This is a genomic window from Leeuwenhoekiella sp. LLG6367-2.1 (assembly GCF_045055775.1).
GTDB classification, from domain to species: domain Bacteria; phylum Bacteroidota; class Bacteroidia; order Flavobacteriales; family Flavobacteriaceae; genus Leeuwenhoekiella; species Leeuwenhoekiella aequorea.
In genome coordinates this window covers 2,929,671-2,950,921 of sequence record NZ_CP159331.1, presented here as the reverse complement: position 1 = coordinate 2,950,921, position 21,251 = coordinate 2,929,671, and the positions used below count along the sequence as shown (strand labels likewise).

The 21,251-nt window shown below is 36.5% G+C and carries 13 protein-coding genes; 6 read left to right on the top strand and 7 right to left on the bottom strand.

Going from position 1 to position 21,251, the window contains the following annotated elements:
- Positions 1–155: 155 nt before the first annotated feature.
- The 6 genes from ABVM53_RS13115 to ABVM53_RS13090 all read left to right on the top strand — a co-directional run bounded on the left by ABVM53_RS13115 (position 156) and on the right by ABVM53_RS13090 (position 7,501).
- Complete coding sequence (locus ABVM53_RS13115) at positions 156–1,346, top strand: acetyl-CoA C-acyltransferase (RefSeq protein ID WP_405326858.1); 1,191 nt, start codon at positions 156–158, stop codon at positions 1,344–1,346.
- Positions 1,347–1,583: 237 nt separating this feature from the next.
- Entirely contained in the window at positions 1,584–3,392 is a 1,809-nt protein-coding gene (locus ABVM53_RS13110) for an acyl-CoA dehydrogenase family protein (protein ID WP_405326855.1), read from the top strand.
- 190 nt (positions 3,393–3,582) lie between these two features.
- Positions 3,583–4,461 carry a hypothetical protein gene (locus tag ABVM53_RS13105; protein ID WP_405326852.1) on the top strand — a complete coding sequence of 293 codons (879 nt, stop codon included), beginning with the start codon at positions 3,583–3,585 and terminating at the stop codon, positions 4,459–4,461.
- 10 nt (positions 4,462–4,471) lie between these two features.
- The gene (locus tag ABVM53_RS13100) at positions 4,472–5,638 is read left to right on the top strand and encodes a nitrate/nitrite transporter (protein WP_405326849.1); all 1,167 of its coding nucleotides are present in this window, start codon (positions 4,472–4,474) and stop codon (positions 5,636–5,638) included.
- A gap of 37 nt (positions 5,639–5,675) precedes the next feature.
- The gene (locus ABVM53_RS13095) at positions 5,676–6,413 is read left to right on the top strand and encodes a sugar-binding protein (RefSeq protein WP_405326846.1); all 738 of its coding nucleotides are present in this window, start codon (positions 5,676–5,678) and stop codon (positions 6,411–6,413) included.
- Positions 6,414–6,595: 182 nt separating this feature from the next.
- Entirely contained in the window at positions 6,596–7,501 is a 906-nt protein-coding gene (locus ABVM53_RS13090) for an aldo/keto reductase family oxidoreductase (protein ID WP_405326843.1), read from the top strand.
- A gap of 57 nt (positions 7,502–7,558) precedes the next feature.
- Here ABVM53_RS13090 and ABVM53_RS13085 read toward each other — a convergent pair whose 3' ends face one another.
- From ABVM53_RS13085 to ABVM53_RS13055, 7 genes are all read right to left on the bottom strand, one after another.
- Positions 7,559–10,294, bottom strand: a complete 2,736-nt coding sequence (locus tag ABVM53_RS13085) for an MG2 domain-containing protein (RefSeq protein ID WP_405326840.1) — start codon at positions 10,292–10,294, stop codon at positions 7,559–7,561.
- 150 nt (positions 10,295–10,444) lie between these two features.
- A complete protein-coding gene (locus tag ABVM53_RS13080) occupies positions 10,445–12,463 on the bottom strand; it encodes a DUF2264 domain-containing protein (RefSeq protein WP_405326837.1) in 2,019 nt (672 codons plus the stop codon).
- Positions 12,464–12,548: 85 nt separating this feature from the next.
- On the bottom strand, positions 12,549–13,742 hold the full coding sequence (locus ABVM53_RS13075; RefSeq protein ID WP_405326834.1) for a glycoside hydrolase family 88 protein: 1,194 nt from the start codon (positions 13,740–13,742) through the stop codon (positions 12,549–12,551).
- 40 nt (positions 13,743–13,782) lie between these two features.
- Positions 13,783–14,997 (bottom strand): DUF2264 domain-containing protein, encoded by a 1,215-nt coding sequence (locus ABVM53_RS13070; protein WP_405326831.1) that lies wholly within the window; start codon positions 14,995–14,997, stop codon positions 13,783–13,785.
- Positions 14,998–15,009: 12 nt separating this feature from the next.
- On the bottom strand, positions 15,010–15,876 hold the full coding sequence (locus ABVM53_RS13065) for a family 16 glycosylhydrolase (protein WP_405326828.1): 867 nt from the start codon (positions 15,874–15,876) through the stop codon (positions 15,010–15,012).
- 3 nt (positions 15,877–15,879) lie between these two features.
- Positions 15,880–19,254, bottom strand: a complete 3,375-nt coding sequence (locus tag ABVM53_RS13060) for a VCBS repeat-containing protein (RefSeq protein ID WP_405326825.1) — start codon at positions 19,252–19,254, stop codon at positions 15,880–15,882.
- Between the two features lie 41 nt (positions 19,255–19,295).
- Complete coding sequence (locus tag ABVM53_RS13055) at positions 19,296–21,248, bottom strand: glycoside hydrolase family 97 catalytic domain-containing protein (RefSeq protein ID WP_405326822.1); 1,953 nt, start codon at positions 21,246–21,248, stop codon at positions 19,296–19,298.
- Positions 21,249–21,251 lie beyond the last annotated feature (3 nt).

Here is a 21,251-nt window from a genome sequence, read left to right as displayed (position 1 = left end):
TAAATCTAAAAAATTAGGTCTAGTTTCTAATGAAATGATTTAACCGCTTATTTGACAAGTTGGTTGAAGTTTAAAAGATGAATTATATACTTATAAAGAAATTCAAATAGCCTTAGGATTAAAATTCTACAGTCTATAATCTAAAATCTATATTAATGAAAACAGCATATATCGTAAAAGCATATAGAACAGCCGTAGGTAAAGCACCTCGCGGATTGTTTCGATTTAAGAGACCAGACGAATTAGCAGCAGAGACCATCGAATATATGATGAATGAGCTGCCTAATTTTGATAAGACACGTATTGATGATGTGATGGTAGGTAATGCAATGCCAGAGGCAGAACAAGGTCTTAACGTAGGTCGTTTAATTTCTTTAATGGGTTTAAAAATTGAAGATGTTCCTGGTGTAACTGTAAATCGCTACTGTGCATCTGGTGTTGAAACGATCGCAATGGCATCTGCAAAAATACAAGCAGGTATGGCAGAATGTATTATTGCTGGTGGTGCAGAAAGTATGAGTTATATCCCAATGGGAGGTTACAAACCTGTGCCAGATTATAAAGTAGCTAAAGCCGGTAATGAAGATTATTATTGGGGAATGGGATTGACTGCAGAAGCAGTGGCAAATCAATATAACGTATCTCGAGAAGATCAAGATCAATTTGCCTACAATTCACATCAAAAAGCTTTAAAAGCACAAGCTGAAGGACGTTTTGATGATCAAATTGTACCTATCGAAGTTGAGCATACATTTGTAAATGATGCCGGTAAAAAAGAATCGAAGACTTATACCGTAAAGCAAGACGAAGGCCCTCGTGCCGATACAAAACTTGAAATCCTTTCTAAACTTCCTCCCGTTTTTGCTGAAGGTGGTAGTGTAACCGCCGGTAATTCATCACAAATGAGTGATGGTGCTGCATTTGTATTGGTTATGAGTGAAGAAATGGTTAAAGAACTTAACCTTGAACCTATTGCTCGTATGGTCAATTTTGCTGCAGTGGGTGTTGAACCTCGCATAATGGGTATTGGACCAGTTAAAGCTATTCCCAAAGCTTTAAAACAAGCAGGTCTAAAACAAGATGACATTAGTCTTATGGAGCTTAATGAGGCATTTGCTTCGCAATCCTTGGCAGTTATAAGAGAGTTAGGACTCAATCCAGATATTGTAAACGTAAATGGAGGTGCAATAGCATTAGGACATCCATTAGGTTGTACAGGTGCTAAACTTTCAGTTCAACTGTTTGATGAAATGCGTAAGCGTGAGATGAAAGGAAAATATGGGGTGGTAACTATGTGCGTAGGTACCGGTCAAGGCGCTGCAGGAGTTTACGAGTTTCTCAACTAGATTATAGATATTTAGAAGAAAGATAAAAGACTATTTATCGATTATTTGTCAGGATCTTCTTTGAATTGGGAACACCGTTTCTCATAGCTCAACATAAAATTACATCAACCATAAAATATTAAACGAATTAGAAATTAAAATACAGGAATGGCAAAAAATGACAATGGTTTTCAACATGGTTTATAACTATAAATCTAATCTCATTTTTCTCTCTTCTATATTCTTAAAAATAAAATAATGGCAGAAACAGCAGATAATAAAGAAATTTTACGTGGTGGTCAATTTTTAGTTAAAGAAACCGCTTGTGAAGATGTTTTTACTCCTGAAGACTTTAACGAGGAGCAAAAAATGATGAAAGAAACGGTTAAAGAATTCGTTGACCGAGAGATTGTTCCTCACAGAGAGCGTTTTGAACATAAAGATTATGCACTCACGGAAGAGGTTATGCGTAAGGCTGGTGAGCTTGGCTTACTAGGTATTGCTGTTCCTGAAGAATACGATGGTTTAGGTATGGGTTTTGTTTCAACTATGCTTGTTTGCGATTATATTTCTGGAGCTACAGGATCTATCGCTACTGCATTTGGTGCTCATACGGGAATCGGCACCATGCCTATTACACTTTATGGGTCTGAAGAACAGAAGAAAAAATATGTTCCTAAGTTAGCTACAGGTGAATGGTTTGGCGCTTATTGTTTAACAGAGCCGGGTGCTGGATCTGACGCAAATAGTGGTAAAACAAAAGCCGAACTTTCCTCAGACGGTAAGACCTATAAGATCAATGGTCAGAAAATGTGGATCTCAAACGCAGGTTTTTGTAATGTGTTTATTGTTTTTGCACGTATAGAAGATGATAAAAATATCACTGGATTTATTGTAGAAAACGATCCTACAAATGGAATTTCACTAGGTGAAGAAGAAAAGAAATTAGGTATTCACTCTTCATCAACACGTCAGGTTTTCTTCAACGATACAGTAGTTCCTGTAGAAAATATGCTTTCAGGTCGTGGAGAAGGTTTTAAAATTGCAATGAATGCACTCAACGTGGGTCGTATAAAACTAGCTGCAGCTTGTCTTGATGCTCAACGTCGTGTAATTGATATGGGTGTAAAATATGCTAACGAGCGCGTACAATTTAAAACGCCTATTGCAAAGTTTGGTGCCATAAAATCTAAACTTGCCGAGATGGCAACTAATGCTTATGCTTCTGAAAGTGCTGCTTATAGAGCTGCAAAAAATATAGAAGACCGCATCAGTATACGTATCAGCGAAGGCAATACGCATCAAGAAGCAGAACTTAAAGGTGTTGAAGAATATGCAATTGAATGTTCTATTCTGAAAGTTGCCGCGTCTGAAGATATGCAGAGTTGTGCAGATGAAGGTATTCAAATATTTGGAGGAATGGGCTTTAGTGCAGATGCTCCTATGGAAGCTGCCTGGAGAGATGCCCGTATCTCCCGTATCTATGAAGGTACAAATGAGATTAACCGCATGCTTGCTGTAGGAATGCTTGTTAAAAAGGCAATGAAAGGTCACGTAGATCTTCTTAACCCAGCAATGGCTGTAGGTGAAGAACTTACAGGAATTCCTTCTTTTGATACTCCAGATTATTCTGAAATACTTTCCGAAGAAAAAGCGATTGTAGCAAAATTGAAGAAGGTATTCTTGATGGTTGCCGGTAGTGCTATTCAAAAATTTGGCCCAGAGCTTGAATCACATCAGCAATTATTAATGGCCGCTTCAGATATTCTTATTGAAGTATATATGGCTGAAAGTACTATCCTACGTACCGAAAAGAACATTAAACGTTTTGGTGAAGAAAATCAGAAGGAGCAAATTGCAATGGCTCAACTTTATCTTTATCACGCAGTAGATACGATAAACATAAAAGCAAAAGAGGGTATTGTTTCCTTTGCTGAGGGAGATGAACAACGTATGATGCTTATGGGATTAAAGCGTTTTACAAAGTATCAAAATCAGCCTAATGTAGTTGCTTTACGCAATCTTATTGCAGAGAAGATAACTTCAGAAAATACATATCCATTCTAGCCTTTCACTCCTAAGAAAGACTGAAAAAGACCTGTAGCAAATTTGTTACAGGTCTTTTTTTATTTAGATCCGAAGATAAAGTTTAGCTAGTGATGTAATACTTAATCTTATTCCTGTATTTGTCAAATCGGCTCAATACTTGCTGTCTTCGTATAAACATCAGTATCTTTAAAACTTTATTTAATTAACTATGCTTAACTACATTTTTTCAGCTCTATTTTGTCTGGTTTCCTTAGCCGCATCAGCACAAACTAGTCCAGATGTTTATCTGTTTGAGATAAAAACTACTCCTACTACCCTTGAGATTCTAAGTGGAAAAAATATATCTCAAAATCCAAAGTATGATAATCAACCTTCTTTTTATGACGACAATACTGTGCTATATAGTCATACTAGGGATAGTTTAACAACAATTAGTGCTTATGATATTAAATTAGATAAGAATAGGGTATTTACAAACGAACCTTCAAACGGATTCTTCTCTCCACAGCGACTTCCAGAATCTGAAGCCATTGTAATGGTAAGACAAGATTCTTTAGGAAAGCAGCGAATGGTAATTTACGATTATAACACTGCAAAATTTATTAAAGAAGTTGATAGCAACCAGGTGGGATACTTCACGTTTTATAATGATGACTTTTTTATTGCTTCTGTATTAGTTCCTAATCAAATGGATTTGTATTCTGGTCATATTTCACAAAAGAATTCAAGAATGATAATGAATAATGTAGGTAGATCTTTGCAAAAAGTACCTAAGTCAAAATCATTAAGCTATACCGTGGTTAATGAAGATCAAAATTTAGATTTATATGTTTTAGATCTTTCAGGAGACGAACCTACCAGTTATTTTGTTTGTGAATTGCCAATAGGAAGACAAGATTATACCTGGTTAGATGAAAACCGCATACTTGTAGGAAGTGGAGACAGTCTCTTTGTATATGATTTATTTGGTGAACCTGCTTGGCAGTTTTTAGTGAGCTTAAATAAATACCAGTTAACCAATATTACACGTATATCAATTAGTCCAGATGGTAAGCATCTTGCACTTGCGGCAGAACCGGTAGAATAATCTTGTATTTGTGATTATATCTTCTAAATCTCGTGTTGTATTTATTATAGTAATAGCCCAGTTTTTAGGAACTTCACTATGGTTTGTTGGCAATATTGTGGTTCCACAACTTCCATTCTCAGAATTAGGAAGGTCTGATGCGATACGCTCCATTTTGGCAGCTGTTCAATTTGGCTTTATAGCAGGCACCCTGCTTTTTGCACTACTTGCAATTTCAGACCGCTATGCTCCATCAAAAGTATTTCTTATTTGTGCAACTTTAGGAGCTCTTGTAAATCTCACTCTTTTAGCACCTAGTGTTTCTTTTAATACCATACTCATTTCTCGATTTTTAACAGGATTCTTTCTTGCCGGTATTTACCCTGTAGGAATGAAAATAGCGTCTGATTATTTTGAAAAGGGATTAGAAAAAGTGTTAGGCTATCTAGTAGGTGCACTTGCTTTAGGTACTGCCCTCCCCCATTTCTTAAACAGTCTTGGGCTAGCTATCAATTATAAAACAATAACATTGCTTACAAGTATATTAGCTTTAACAGGCGGACTTTTAGTAGGTTTATGTGTGCCTAACGGACCTTTTAGAAAAGCTCAACAGCAAATAAAATTAGTTGGATTATCAACAATGTTTAAGCACAGACCATTTAAAGCAGCAGCTATTGGATATTGGGGACATATGTGGGAGCTTTATGCATTCTGGGGTTTTGTGCCTCTATACATTACACTTTATAACGGTGAGAATGCCCTAAACATAAATATTCCGCTACTGGCATTTTTAACTCTAAGTATAGGAGCTGTATCTTGTGCCCTCGGAGGGCATATAAGTAAAAAAACTACCAGCAAATCTGTAGCATTATTTTCCCTTAGCGCATCGGGGATCTGCTGTCTAGTTTCACCTTTTTTATTGATGGCACCTCTATGGCTTTTTATAGTATTTATTTTGTTTTGGGGAGCTGTTGTGGTTGCAGATAGTCCGCAATTCTCTACCTTAATAGCCAATAACGCAATCGCCGAATACCGTGGTACGGCATTGACGATTGTAAATTGCATAGGATTTGCCATAACTATCGTGAGTATTCAATTTGTTGGTTATTTTGCAGAAAATTATGCCCCTTATTTGTTTCTTATTTTAGCGTTAGGTCCAATTATCGGTGTTATTAATTTAATCTTTCAGAAAAAATAGCTGCTAGAATACAATTCAAGATTTTCTAAATTCAACTATGCGTTTTTTATACCTACTAATTTTTCTTGGCTTATCAGCATGTAATCAAGAAACTTCAAAGCCTGACTTATTTGAAAAATCTAACAGTGATTATCAACCGGTAAAGCGCTCTTTAATTACACCAAATATAGATGGATCTCCCAATGATATTGCCTGGAAAAATAAAACTTGGATTCCTTTAGATAATGATTGGGAAGGAAAAAATGAAAATTCTGTACGGTATAAACTTACCTGGACACCTCACGCTCTATACATTTTGGTGGTTATTGAAAATCTAAAATTAGAACGCTCATTAAATAATCCCCTCAGTACATTTGAAAATCAAAGCAAACTAATACTATATATTGATGAAAATAATAGCGGAGGTAATTATGCCAATGACCATAGCGCTTTTTCTTATCATACACTTGTTGACGGATTTATTCTTGACTATAATGCATTAGGACAACCTGCTGTTTACAATAACCATATAGATAGTGAAATCAAACAATCTGATTCTAACCTTTATTGGGAAATCAAGCTAACCGTATTTGATGAAAGTTATTGTGATAACCTCCCGAATGAAGCGGTGAAGCTAATTAAAAACAAGAAAATGGGTTTTGCAATTGCTTACAGTTCTACTGACGCTTCTACAAATTCAAAAACCATTTTAGGCTCTGTCGAGATTCCAAAAGATTATGAGAATCACATTAAATATGATTCCGGTCTTTTTGGTACTATAATGCTTGTAGAATAGTTCCTTCTATGTATATAGAAAGTGAGTCTAACATATGTTAATCTCACGCTGTCTTAACCATACTATATTTGCATTTAGAAACAAGTTCAGCTTTAATTAACCGAGCAGGATAGTATCTTATAGCGTCAAATTACTTAAGTTTAAAAACAACTAATTTTCGCTATAGCGGAAAAACAAACAATATGGAAAACAAACTAGCACTCAATGATAATCTAAGCTTATCAAGAATTATACACGGTTACTGGCGTTTAAGAGACTGGAATCTTAGTGACCAGGAACTTTTGAAACTTATTGAACAAGTTTTGGAATTGGGAATAACCTCCTTTGATCACGCCGATATCTATGGAAACTATACGTGTGAAGCCTATTTTGGCCGTGCACTTGCGTTAAAGCCATCTTTACGCGATCAAATGGAATTAATAAGCAAATGTGGCATTCGATTAAATACAGATGCGAACCCAGAACTTGATGTGAAAATTTATGATTATAGTTTTAATTATATAGTACAACAGGCTGAAGCATCACTTAAGCATTTGGGTACAGATCGTCTTGATCTTTTACTACTACATAGACCTGCTCCATTTTTTAATCCGGAAGAGGTTGCAAAAGCATTTGATAAACTTAAACAGAGTGGTAAAGTGCTAAATTTTGGAGTCTCAAATTTCACACCGATGCAATTTGACAGCTTGCAATCAAATCTAGATATGCCTCTTGCCACAAATCAAGTTGAGATTTCAGTTTCTTGTTTAGAGCATTTCGAAAATGAAAATATGGAGTTTCTTCAGAAACATAAAATTAAGCCAATGGCATGGTCTCCCCTTGCAGGTGGCGGTCTATTTAAACCTCAATCTGATAAAGAACATCGCTTGTATTCTGTACTAAAGGAAATCGCAGCAGCTTTAAATGTGGAGTCAATTGACCAAGTGATGTATGCTTGGCTATTAAAACATCCTGCTGGTATAATGCCTATTGTAGGTTCTCAACACATAAACCGAATAAAGAGTGCGGTTGATGCGCTTGAGGTTGAAATGAGTCTTGAGCAATGGTACAAAATTTACATTGCTTCAAAAGGAGAAGAATTGCCTTAGAAATTTTAAAAATCGGTTGTTATATAGATTATATAACAACCGATTTTAAATAAAAAACTACTTTTCTAAAACGGTATATTCATAACGGGAATATCCTGTTTTTCCTGAAGGTGACAACGCTTCTATTAGTATTGTTTTTGTTCCTGGAAGATCGCTATTATAGAAAGAAAATTTTGCTGTACCTGTTTTATCAGTCAGGATATTGGGATCCCAGTAAAGTGTAGTTTCTAAATGATTTTTTGCTGTCTGGGTTTCTATATTTTCATATTTAGGAACATAAAACTTTTTTGAAGTGGCATACACCGGTATGGTGGTTTTTAATATTCCTTTAGATTTATAGGCGGTGAAAATTCCATTACCACTATAGGTATAAATAGCTAGAATACTTCCCCAGGAAGGGACAGCACTATAATCTGAAAACGGATTTGCTTCTCTATACAGTTGCTGATAATTAGATGAAGTTTCTTTTATAATTTCAACACTCTTAATATCTGCAGTAGAAAGGTTTTGTAACAATTGATATTCATAATTACGCACCGTTATACCATCTACTAAAATTAAGGTTTCATCTCCTGCTTGTATACGTGGCTTCAAATAAGTTCCCGTACTGTCTGTAACCGGTAAAAATGTAATCTCGTTACCAAATGCAGCACGCAATACGCTAAACAATCCAAATGACCAGTTTTGCTGACTATCTCTTATTTTATCTCCATCGAAAATAACATCGGGCTTTCCATATAAATCTTGTACTTTCTTTCGTTGTGGTGTCATTTCATAGCTGTCTAAAATAATTTCATCTAACTGATTTATAGTCGGATCATAGTCAAAAAATAAATCTTCAGAATTTTCACGTATTTTTTCTGAAAATTCTGAATCCATTACCACAATATTATTCACCTTATCTATTGTTTTAAAATCAACTTCAGGTCTTTCAAGCTTATTTAAATTAAGTGTATAATCACGTTGCCTACCCGCATCATTTTTAGTCTGTAGCACCGCTCGTAATCGATTTCCTTTAATTTGAGGTAGCGGAAAATAAAACCTTCCTAAACTGTCTGTTTGCTGTTTATAGAAACTTTGCTGCTCCCCAAAAATCATAAGGCTTACCTCTACATTTTCTTTCTTTTTATTTTCAGCAAGCAATGCGGCAATATCCCCTTTTACATACAAACCCAGTTCCGGTTCAAAATCAAAATCAGTTTTTAGGTCTGAAATAAATGTATAGTTTCGGTAGCCTTGCGTTAGCATAAGCGCATCCAAATCTAGTTGTCTGTGTGAATTATTTTTGTCAAAATAAGACGTCGCATTCTCGATAGTGCCTTTCAACTCAGAACTCAGCAGCATATACGTTTGAATAGATTTACCCGCTTGTGCTGCCGAAAATACAGAGTCTACAACAACTGCGGAAACCGTAGGAAGCACCGTTTCTTTAGCAAGATTAGCAATATTCAATTGGGCGGTTACTTCTTCTCCTGAGCGATAACTCAATTTATCTGTACCGATGTTAAGGTCTAAAAATTGAGTTTCTAAATCATTGTAATAAAGACGTTCTGCAAGTGGTTTTTTATTAACATCAAATAATGTAAATACAATAATACCGGCGGGCAAACTACTTTTATCTACAGGTAGGGTAAGTTTTCCCTCATTCAGTTTTTGATAAATATTACCGTGAGAAATCCCGCGACTTGCAACCTGTATTGCAATAGAATCATTTAAAAATTCTGTGGAAGTAATTGAGAGCAGTAATTTATCGCGAAGGAGCTTTACATTTAATAAAGTTCCCTGGTCAGATACTTCGGGTAAATCAAAGTATGTCGCTTTAGTTTCATATAAAGCATCAGTCTTTGTAAGTCTTGTACGGTATTTTGTAGCTTTCTTCGGAACCAAAAAAAGTTGCCCCATTCCCAGCGTATTGCTTCTAAATTTACCCACAACAACTCCACTCCCATCAACAACTTCACCTTCAACCAGAACGCCTTTACCGGTATGATCTAATGCTTTAAAACCAACCAAATTGGTAATACCTGCAACAAAATTTCCACTTTCGGGGAAAAATTGTAAATCAATATCTGGTTTTGCTAAATTATAAAACTCAGTGTGCCGCGCACCACTCGGTGTTTCTACAGTCAGGGTACTCCATTGTGCATCACTAGAAATATCCTTTTTAAATATAAAATCTCCAGCTTCATTTTTTGCTACAGCGTATGTTTTAGTATTCCCGGCTATCGCAAAATGTACGTCAATAATAGCTCCAGCTGTAGTATCTATAAACTCAGGTTTAATTAAAACTTCAAGCTGATTTCCGGCAACGGCTGTACTTGCATTTAGAATCTTAAAAACCTCTGTAGTTTGTGAGGCTTTATCTTCTAAAACTTGAATATGAGTTTTAAATGTAAATGCATCTCCAAAATTACGATTCCATTCTGTATACCCTCTTAGTTGATACGCACCTGCTAAATAGTAATATGGCAATTCAAAAGAATTTGAACCCACTCCCTGCTCTAATGGAATCTGCTTACTATCTATTATTTTATCATTGGCATCTATGAGTTCTACGTGCAACGTCTTACTTAATGGGGATGGCTGATGATCTTTTGCCTGAGTTACAATCGCCTTAAACCATAGGGTTTCTCCTTTTTGATACACGCTTTTATCGATTTGCAAATACACCTTTTCTGCAAATGCTTCCTGTGCGATTTGTTCTTGCGCACGACTAAAAGTTGTAAAGAATAGAAAGGCACATAGCGTCAATCTTAATACTGATTTGGCATAGATCGCTTGATTTAAATTCATAATAATAGGATTACAGATTTTATAATTTGTATAATTATTCTGTAGGGGCTATAATAAAACAAACTAAAAACAGCATCTTAGATTAGATCCTTAAGTTGTTTTTAGGATTCATAATTTCAGTATTAATTTGCTTTAATGCTTAAGCTATATTTAGAGTTTTATGATTTGCTTTTTTCCAGTAGTAAATGTTACTTCTGCTTTATTGTCTGTAACCTCTAAAGTAAGCGGCATCAATTCCTCTTTACTAAACGATTCTCCAGATTTTTTCCAAAGCATTAATGTAGCAAACACTGTATTTTTAGCCTTTGGCGAAAAGTCGGCAGTCACATTGATAACTTTGCTAATATCTGCTACAGGATGTAAACCTTCAGATTCTTTTATTTCGGTTTTACTCCAACCGCTTAAGGGTACAAGTGCCAATACATACTCGCCATTATCAATGAGTGTCGCTTCGGTGTCACCTACTTTAATTTTAGATTCTGTAATTGCTTTACCTTCTAGTTTAGGTAATGCGTAATGTCCTAAACGCATTTTTACAGGCACCGTACTCAACTGCTTATCTACGCGTAAAATTCCGTTAGGTAGTGGCATTTCTGCGAGTTGCATTTTTACCTGGTCATTGGTTTCTAAAACTGCATCTCTGTAATATACGCCATTTTCATAATTCTTAAACGTATATAACCTCCACGGCTCCCATTCTTTTTTGGCATTTAAAAACACATAATTCATAGAGATGGTACCATCTTCACCATCTGCTTGCCACGGAAACGCCGAGTTATAGGATAGCTTATTGTAATTTTCGCTAGAGCGAAATCCTTGCCAGTCATCTGCTTTTTTCTCGTGACACCAGGCTCTTACCTCAGCAGCACCTATGTTTGCATAATCTGTAATTAAGATATTTGATGCAGCCTGAAATTTATTATAAACCTTATCTTTTTTAAAGGTTGATTCCCACGGACCTTCATTTTCGGTAGCTGTCCAAAACGGATTATCCTCTGGCAACAACAAACCTAAAAAGGCTTTCCCCATCCAAAACACACTTCCGCGTGTACTGTAGTTTTGCACTGCAGGTTCAAAATGATCATAAAACCCCAACGTAGGAATTCTATCTTTTAAAAATTCGGGATTTTCTAAAAACTGAAGTAATGTGCTGGATGAGATGCGACGCAACCAGCCAAAATTAATCGTATCGTCATTTAATGTTCCCGAAAACGGAAACGGACTAATAGAAGCAATACGGTAACTGATGCTTCTTCCCCACATAATCATCTTACCATCTTCTGCAAACATATAGGGATAGTGATACACTAAATCCTGAAAATTAGTTTTAAAACCTTTTGCAAATTCCGGGTAATGCATATCGCCATATACCGTTGCCCACATAGGACCGTATACCTGAAATGCCCACATACTGTAATAATCATAAGCAGGATTATCATTGTACCAGCCCTGACCCCGGTAATCGTCTAAGGATTTTTGCAAATATTCTTCAAGTAGCGATTTATTGACTTTGTAACCTTGCGAATCAAAAAAGCTTAAAACAAAAATGTTGAAGAATTTCCAGTTAGAATCTACTGTAGGACCATCCCCATAGCTCAACATAGAAGCTGCAAGACCATCTTTTACCTCTTGACTTAATGGCTCCCATAAGGTCTCTGGTGATATAAATAATGAAATCGCCAATGCTCCATATTCAACTAAGTTCTGACTGGGACCGCCATTTCCTCTTGGCTTAATATAGGCCGGATCATTAGGATCTATTAGCTTAGGAATTTGATGCTGGTAATATTCTGCTACTTTAATTCCATTTAAGGTAAGATTGGGTTCTTTTTTAAGCAGTGGTGCTGCTACAAAAAGCGTACGTACCAAACCTTCTAATTTCTCGGTAGGAACACGACGGATATCATGTGGATAACTCTTACCCGGAAGTTTAGGAAACTTCATAGGATCGTCTAGATTATCTATATAGCTAAATGCTCCATCAAGAATATATCGTGCTGCATCTTCCCAGTGTTTTCTGGTCATTCCCGTTAAAGGACTCGTGGTAAAATCTGGATTTTCAACCTTAAAAAGTGGCCTTTCGCCATCTACTTGTTTTGCCGGTTTTATTTCCTGAGCGAATGTCGTACTAGTAAGCAACAACAGACAAAGTACTTTTATTATTCTCATAACTTTTTTATATAAATGTAATAAACACATTTGCAAAATTTCGCATAGTTCTCCCTTTATTTGGAGAAACTATACCATTTATAACCTACTGATTTTCTACAAAACGGTACATTTCTGAAGCGGCTAGCAAATATGCTCCTACTCCAAAATCTGCAGTAGATTTTATATTAACAACTTGCCCCGGAATAGCTTTTTCGCCGATAGGCTGTACATAGCCTACACTGCCATCTTCCTGTAATGCTACTTCACTTAAGTACGCCCAGCTCTTTTCAACAACCGGCACATACGTGTCTGTATCTAGAATACCATTATTAATTCCCCATAAATATCCGTAAGTAAAAAATGCTGTACCACTGGTCTCTGGTCCCGGGGCGTGTGCAGGGTCAAGAATACTACGTGTCCAATAACCTTCGGGTTGCTGTGCACTTTTTAAAGCAGCTGCCATCGTTTTAAAACGGGCTATATACTCATCACGATATTTTGCATCTTCCGGTAAATCCTGAATAACTTTTGCTAAGCCTGCAAATACCCAACCGTCGCCACGTGCCCAGAAATCTTTCTTCCCGTTAGCACTCTTGTGTTTTGGATATACATATTTAGCATCACGGTAATACAAACCTGCTTCTTCATCAAACATAATACTATTAGCATATGCCAGATATTCATGAAGTTTTTCTAAGTATAGCTCATTGCCTGTCACCTTATACAACTTGGTCATAACCGGCATAACCATATACAAACCATCTGCCCACCACCAGTAGTCATTAGCTTCGGTAGACATCTGGTATTCCATCACCTCACGGGCGCGTGCAATTTTTGAAGCATCTGTAGAACCTTCAATCGTATATAAATCTATATAGGTTTGAAACGCAATTTGCCAGTCTCCAAATAATACAAAATCATCGCTTTCGCCATAAGAATACTTCCAGTTTGATTTATCATCAGATTTTGCGCCTTTCCACTCATTCTGTTCAGCCCAAGCAGTAGAATAATCTAAAAAATCCTGATTCTTAGTAATCTTATACGCTTCTATATTACCTGTGTGATATGCAGCAGGATGCCAAAAAGCTCGCGCATGTACTGGTTGAGTCTCCTGCCAGTGCGTATTTACCTTATTTATAATCGCAACGACTTCATTTTTATCTTGTGGCAAAGCCGAAATTTCAGCGCTTTCTACTACTGCATCTGTACTTTTATCTGTAGTACTCTTGCAGCTTACTACAAGTAAGCCCAAGGTTATTCCCAATGCTATATGGCTTGAATACTTTATTAATTTCATTATTATTATTATTATTAGGTTGTAAGATTTAATTTATAAGTTAGTAATGGTGGTCTATATTAATATTCTGACCACTCCATATTTTCTTTTGAGTCCAGTCTGTCTCGGGATTACTCCATAACGGAGCGTCTGCTGGTAGCCCAAGTATTAAAAAAACTTCAGAACAGAGGTATAAACTTCCTGTTGAGATGTAGCCTTCACCTATATTGTTTTGATGCCCATAAAGTCCTACCGTAAGCCAGCCTTTATCATCAAAAGTTCCCGGAGCCTCAATTTGATTTTTAACCATGGTATACAGAGCATCTCGTACTTGAGCGGGTGCTACATCTTTAGGTAACTCATCTCTTAGTGCAACTTGCGACAGCAATTGGAATGCTCCAAAACGATAAGCCAAAGATCTTCCGATAGGAGGATATGTACCTTGCGGACCAATTAAACGCTCTTGAATTGCTGCATAACGGGTTGCACGTTCTTTTGCTCTTTTATAATCTCTATCTTTTGCGTGACCGGTTTCTTCTAGTGTTTTATAAATATCAAGCAGCATAGGCTGAATTACAAAACTGTTGTAGTAATCCCAGTGAAAATCGGGTCCGTCACCATACATCCCATCTCCCAGATACCATTCTTTGTGTTTGTTTAATGCATAGTCTATACGTATTAAGTCCCCACTAGTATCAAACTTGAGCAAAGCGGCTTCTACCATAGCTGTAAAGAGTAACCAATTGCTGTAATAAGGTTCTATTTTACGCGATGATTTTAAAGCATTAATTACGTTTTCTTGAGTTTTTTTATCTAAACGATCCCAGGTTTGTGTAGGCGCTCTTAATAAACCTTGTGCCAAAAAAGCAGCATCAACCAGTGGCTGACGGTCTGTGCTAAAATTCATAAAATCATCTGCCTCCGGATTGGTCCCGTTTACTAAACCTTTTAAAACGAGCTGGATGTACTTTTCTCTTAATTTTCCTTCTTTAGTATCATCTGGACCTAACTCGAGCCAGGGTGCCATTCCAGAAAATAAACGTCCAAAACCTTCCAAATAGGTTACGTGTTTGCGATCATCCCAGGCTCCCGGAGAGCGCTCTACAGGCATTTTTTCTTTTAACTGGTCTTTACTTAATGCTTCTAAAAGAGGATCGGCAATTTTTATCATGGTATTTACCATATACTCCCGCTTTTCTTGTGCTTGTAAGGCTTGTATACCCGTGATTACACCAATACATAGCGCTAAAACAATAGTTAACTGTTGTTTATTCATCGTCTAATTATCTTATAATTTTTGAAATATTCGCACGTAATCAACCTCATAGGATCTTGGGAAGCTTGTGTCTTTTAGTTCACCTCCATTAGAACCTAATGCCAGATTAAGCAATAGATAATGCGGCTGTTGAAACCCATTAAATCCGTCTACATTTTTAGTTTTACTTAAATCTATGGTATTTAATAACTCATCATCTAGGTAGAGTTTTATATACTCTTCGGTCCAGTCCATTTTCCAGATATGAAATTTATTGGGCCAGTCTGAATCTTTTTCTAAAAACGCTGTAAAAGGAATTGCCTCACTATCCCAGGAAACACCTCGTTCTTTTCCTTTCCATGCGGCATTCGCCAAAATGTGAGGAACACCATCAATTTGGTAATATTCCATAATGTCTATCTCGCCATTTGAAGGCCATCCTTTTTCGATTCCCAATGTCCAGATTGCAGGCCACATTCCGCTTGCAGTATCAATTTTTGCGCGCACTTCTACAATACCGTATTTAAACTCATACTTACCACGCGTATTGATACTGGAAGATGTATAGTTTGCTACTTTTCTATTCTTTTTCCAGTTGTTACTTTGCGCTTCATAATTGGGATTGTTCAGTATCTCTCGCTTTCCGGTAATTATGAGATTACCACGTTCGATAGTGGCATTTTCTTCCTGATACCATTGCATCTCATTATTACGTACAAAGCCATGTTCATACGACCAAAACTCAGGATTAGGTTTTGATCCTTTATTAAATTCGTCATTCCAAACAAGCGTATATCCTTTAGGAACTTCAAGCTTTTTAATATTAGTAAGTGCGTCTGTAGACTTACAAGAAACTTGTATTAAAAAGAGTAAAATGAAAAGGTGTTTGATTGTATTCATCGCTTATTGAATTGCGTATAACTGGGCTTTATCATCGTTGCGAGTTACCAAAAGCTCTTTTTTACCCGAATTAAACTTCATTATATTTAAACATTTAATATCTCCCGATAGCCACAATTGATTTTGTTTTTCTGAAATCTTAAACGCATTATTTTCAAATTTTAAAAGCGTTCCAAAAGAAGCATCCATACGCCCTATTCCCACACGCAACGGAAATAAATTACCTGCCGCTAAAATTTCTTTTTTTCCATCGCCATCAAAATCTTCAAATACAAAATCTTGTATTGCTGAGTTTTGCGCAAGAAATGGTAAGGCTTTAAGTTCAAATTTACCATTGCCCAAATTTTCTATAAATGAAGATTTTAAATGAGAAATTTCTAAAGTAAAACGGGGTTTTATAGCATTTTCAGTTAAGAAACTTTCAGTATTTACCTGAGCATAAGCTTCATAAGAACCGTACTTCTTTTTGAGCGTTGGCACCTGCCCCAGCAGTTCATCACGGGTAGGTAATGGATAACTTACCCCATTGATGTAATACGTTAAAATAGGATCTATACGCCCATTATTATCTATATCTTGTATGTAATAACGCATAGGCTCTGTTTCACTTGCTGAGAATTGCATATTGTCACCTAGGTTTCCTGCAAGAAAATCAATATCACCATCTCCGTCAAAATCTCCTGCGGTGAGACTAAACCACCATCCATTTGTATTATTTAGTCCAAAGAGTTCGGTTTCGTTTTTAAGCTGTCCTTCGTTGTTTTTTAAAACAGTAATTGGCATCCATTCTCCGGAAAGTATCAAATCTGGCCAGCTGTCATTATCTATATCTTCCCATACCGCATCTGTTACCATACCCACTTGCTCTATATCATAGTTACGTACAGATGAAAAGATCACTTTTCCGTTACTGCTATCGTTACGCAATAAAGCACTACGCGGAATCATCGGATAATTACCAGCAGAGAGTCTTCCTCCTACAAAGAGGTCTAGATCTCCATCTTTATCAAAATCACTGGCTTTAACCACACCACCACTAAACTTCATATCGGGCAATGCATCTACTGCTTTTGTGAACATCCCAGAACCATCATTTAAGTACAGACGATCCTGATAATAAACATCACCATTGAACTCTTCGTTTCCTCCACTTACTACATATAAATCCAGGTCGCCATCTGCATCTGCATCAAAAAACAATGCATCACTATCTTCATAATATTTTTCTTCTGGTAAGGTCCAGCCTTGTTTCTCATTATATTTTTTTAATGTGCCATCATCATTACCTAGATACAGTTGCGATGCTTGCCCTTTAGCTCCTGCTATATATACATCATCATTACCATCCTGATTTACATCACCTACCGCAGCTTTACCACCTAATCTTGATAATTGATAGGGTATTAAACTCTCGTAATTAAAATCTATATAATCATTCTCAATATGTGTAAAATCTAGCTGTGCCTGTTCTGTAATATCTACAAGGAAATTTTTACCGGTCTCTACTTTATAGGTATAGTTTGCATTTGCATCGGTCTCATTTAAAACCAGTTTTTGATTGTGTGTAACTTCGTTAAGAGTTGTTTGCTTTTTTGAAGGCCAAATAACTTGCAAAGTGCTTACTTTATCTTCCTTACCTAATCCTATGGTCATTTGGGGTTGTACCGAAGATTGATATCCCCTTACGTAATACGCTTCCTTATAAATAGTTTTTCCGCTGGCTAGCGTCAAAATCACTTTTGCTCCAAGCGCATTTGTATTTTTGTCTGCACCATGTAGTTGTAGCGTGATGTAATTATTTTTCTCTCGTTTTTCCTCGTTATTTTTATAAATGAGTATCGGCTGGTTGAGATTATTAACAATTAAATCAAGGTCTCCATCATTATCAAAATCTGCATATGCAGCGGCGTTAGAAACAGTTTTAATAGTTAGTCCCCAATCCAGGGTCGTATTTTCAAACGCTAATCCGTCTTTATTTTTAAATGCGTAATTGGAAATTTTAGTTGCCGGAATTTTACTTATCAGTAATCCTACATCAAGCGGAACTCCTTTTTCTTGTGCACTTTGCACCGCCTCATTTACAGTATAATTATTAAAATCCAGATTGCTATAGTCTCTTAGATAACCATTTGTTACAAATATGTCTTTTAACCCGTCGTTGTCATAGTCTGCAATTAAAGGCGCCCAACTCCAATCTGTATTTGAAATACCAGACAACTGCGCAATTTCTGAAAATTGCAAATTTCCTGCCGGGTCGTGCCCACGGTTTATCTGCAGATTATTACGCATATATTGATGGTGATAACCACTATCTATAAGGGTTTGTGCACGGTTATAATTATCTGCACCCTTGAGTGCTTTCTGTCTATAATTATCCTCTGGCAACATATCTACTACAAAAAGATCGGGTTCTAAATCATTGTTGAGATCAGCAATATCAGATCCCATTGCGTATTTTGAAAAGTGGCCAAAAGAAGATTTTGAAACTTCTTTAAAGGTGCCATCACCTTTGTTTATATAGCAAAAATCTTGTTCAGAATAGTCGTTAGTCACAAAAATATCTGGCAAGCCATCTTTATTTAAATCGCTTATTGCTGCGCTTAATCCGAAGTTGATTCCTGTACCATATATACCTGCCTCTTCAGAAACCTCTACAAATTTTCCGTCTTGATTTTGATATAATTTATTGCCGTAATACGGGTGACGTAAGTTCCTAAGATGCTTTACATTAAAAAGTGTATTATAAAATTTATTGGCGTGATTGAGTAGAAATAAATCAAGATCACCATCTAGATCGTAGTCTAAGAAATAGGCTTGTGTTGAAAATGATCCTAACGCATCAACACCATATTCTTTTGCTTGTTCTAAGAAAACGGGTAGGCCGTTAGCATCATTACCCTGATTGATAAATAGCTGATTTGCACGACCCGCATATTCTTTAACCACGGGTTGTGTAAATCCTTCTGAAGGAGCATTGCCCGAGTAACATAAATAAATATCCAGCAATCCATCACCGTTGACATCTGCCATCGAAACTCCGGTTTTCCAACCTTCTTTTTCGTCAATTTTCGCTTTTGCAGTAATGTCTTCAAATTTAAAATCTCCTTTATTTAAGAACAGTTTATTGTTTACCTGGTTGCCCGAAAGATACACATCTGCAAGGCCGTCATTATTTAAATCACCTACAGCTACGCCACCACCATTGTAGATATACTCATAGGTCATTACATTATAATCTTCTGTTTCTACCAATGTGTTTTCAAAAACAAGACCTGTATCTTCTGCACTCATTTCTGTAAAAAGTGTGGTCGCTTCCTCTTTACAACTAGTAAAAAGTAGTACAGCAAGTGCTAATAATTGAGTAGTTCTAAAATTCATAAATGTATTGTAATCGCATTCCTAAACTTGATGAAGTAGGTTTATTGAGTAATAAGCAATGCCCCGCCTTCACCATATAGTTTTATTGTAAACGTTCCGTTTTTATTAATTGTAACCGGTTTTGTTGCTGCTGTACGGTCTTTAGTATCATAAATTAAAGTTGCTTTAGCTCCTTTAAACATCGGCAAATTGAGCTCTAAGGTTTTGTCTTTTTTCTCTCCATTAGTAACTGCGAGATACCAGACAGCTCCTTTGCGTCTTGCTATGGCTGCGTAATCACCTGGCTCACCTCCTATATAAATGGTCTCATCCCATACCGTAGGCACTTTTTTTAAGAAATCTAATACAAACTCAGGTTGCTCTTTTAGGTTATTTGGCGTGAGTCCAAAATGCTGAATGGGAGAAAAATATAGAACTGCTGTAGCTAACTCAAATGCTTCTGAAGTGCTGCGTAGCGTTCCTTGTTTTTGATCTTTAGAAAGTCGCTTATTGAGAAACACAGGCGCAAAATCCATTGCAGCTACAGGATTTCTTGTAAATGGTAAAATTGTGCTATAATATGCGTGTTTATCTAAAGCATCTTGTGTGAAAATTAAATTTTCGGATGCGCGAACCGCTTCTGAAGTAACAAAATTAGGATACATTTTTTCCCAACCGCGGGGTAAGGTACACCCGTGAAAAGTTACTGCCAGTCCGTAATTGTTAGCGTCAGTAAGAATATCTTCATACAATTGCATCGTAACCTGCTTATCGCCTCCAAAGAAATCAATCTTTAATCCTTTTACTCCTATTTTTTGCAGCCACGCCATTTCTTGTTGACGTTTGTAGGTCGTATTCATAAGGTCTTGTGGTGTTTGAGGTGCGTTGTTCCAAAAACCATTAGAGTTGTACCATAACAAAACTTCTACATTTTTGGATTGTGCGTAAGCAACCAAATCTTCCATTTTATCACGTCCTATAGTTGCATCCCACCAGTTATCAATCAGTACATACTCAAAATTAAGTGCTGCTGCCAGGTCTATGTATTCTACCTGATCTTCATAATTAATACTGTTGTCCTGCCAAACAATCCAGCTCCAGGTTGCTTTACCCATTTTATAATCTTGAGAAGGAGCATATTTTTGTTCTACCAGATCAAATGCTACTGTAGATTCTACTATAGGTTTTAAGCTTTTACCAAGAGTAATTGTACGCCAAGGCGTTTGAGCCGGCATTGCCATCGCCGCATAGATTATACCAATACTGTTATTTTCGCCTTCTTGAGGAAATACCAAAGGAAATAGACCGGCGGCATTAGACTCTCCTAAGCGTGCTCCAGGATAACTCCCGTCTACTCCGGTTTCAGATATTAAAATCCAACCTTTTTCAGCATTTTTAAATAATGCCGGAAACGTGTATCCTACACCATATTGGGAAGGAGTTCCTAATGCTTCATTGAATGTATATTCTTCTTCATAAGAAGGTTTAGTTTGCTCCCAACCAGACATTGGTAGTGCCTGTGGAGTAATAAATGAAGTAGCATCATCTGGTAAATTAAATCCTGTTGCTTCCGCTAAAATTTTAACCTTTGTATTGCGGTCTTTAGCAACGATTTTATATGAAAAAGCAACGTCATTATTACTTATTCTAAAAATTATAGATAATGTATCATCATTAGCATTTGTGAATTTTACAATACGTTCATTAGCCAGATAATCAACTTGACTAACCTTTGATTTTGAAAGCTGATAGGATTCTGAAATCAAGTTTGAAATTGATTTCTTAAAGGCTAGATCTTGAGCAAAGTCTCCTATTGAAGTTTTTAAACCCAACGGTGATCTCTCTAAAAATTGCTTTCCATTCAATTGTATTGAGTATACCGGTTTTGCTTCAAATAACTCAATACAAACTTGTATCTGCCCATCTGGACTTGATGCTGAAATCGGCATCTGGCTCCATAATGACGGAGCCAGAATTAGATAAATTAACGTTGTGAAAATATTTTTTTGTGACACGTT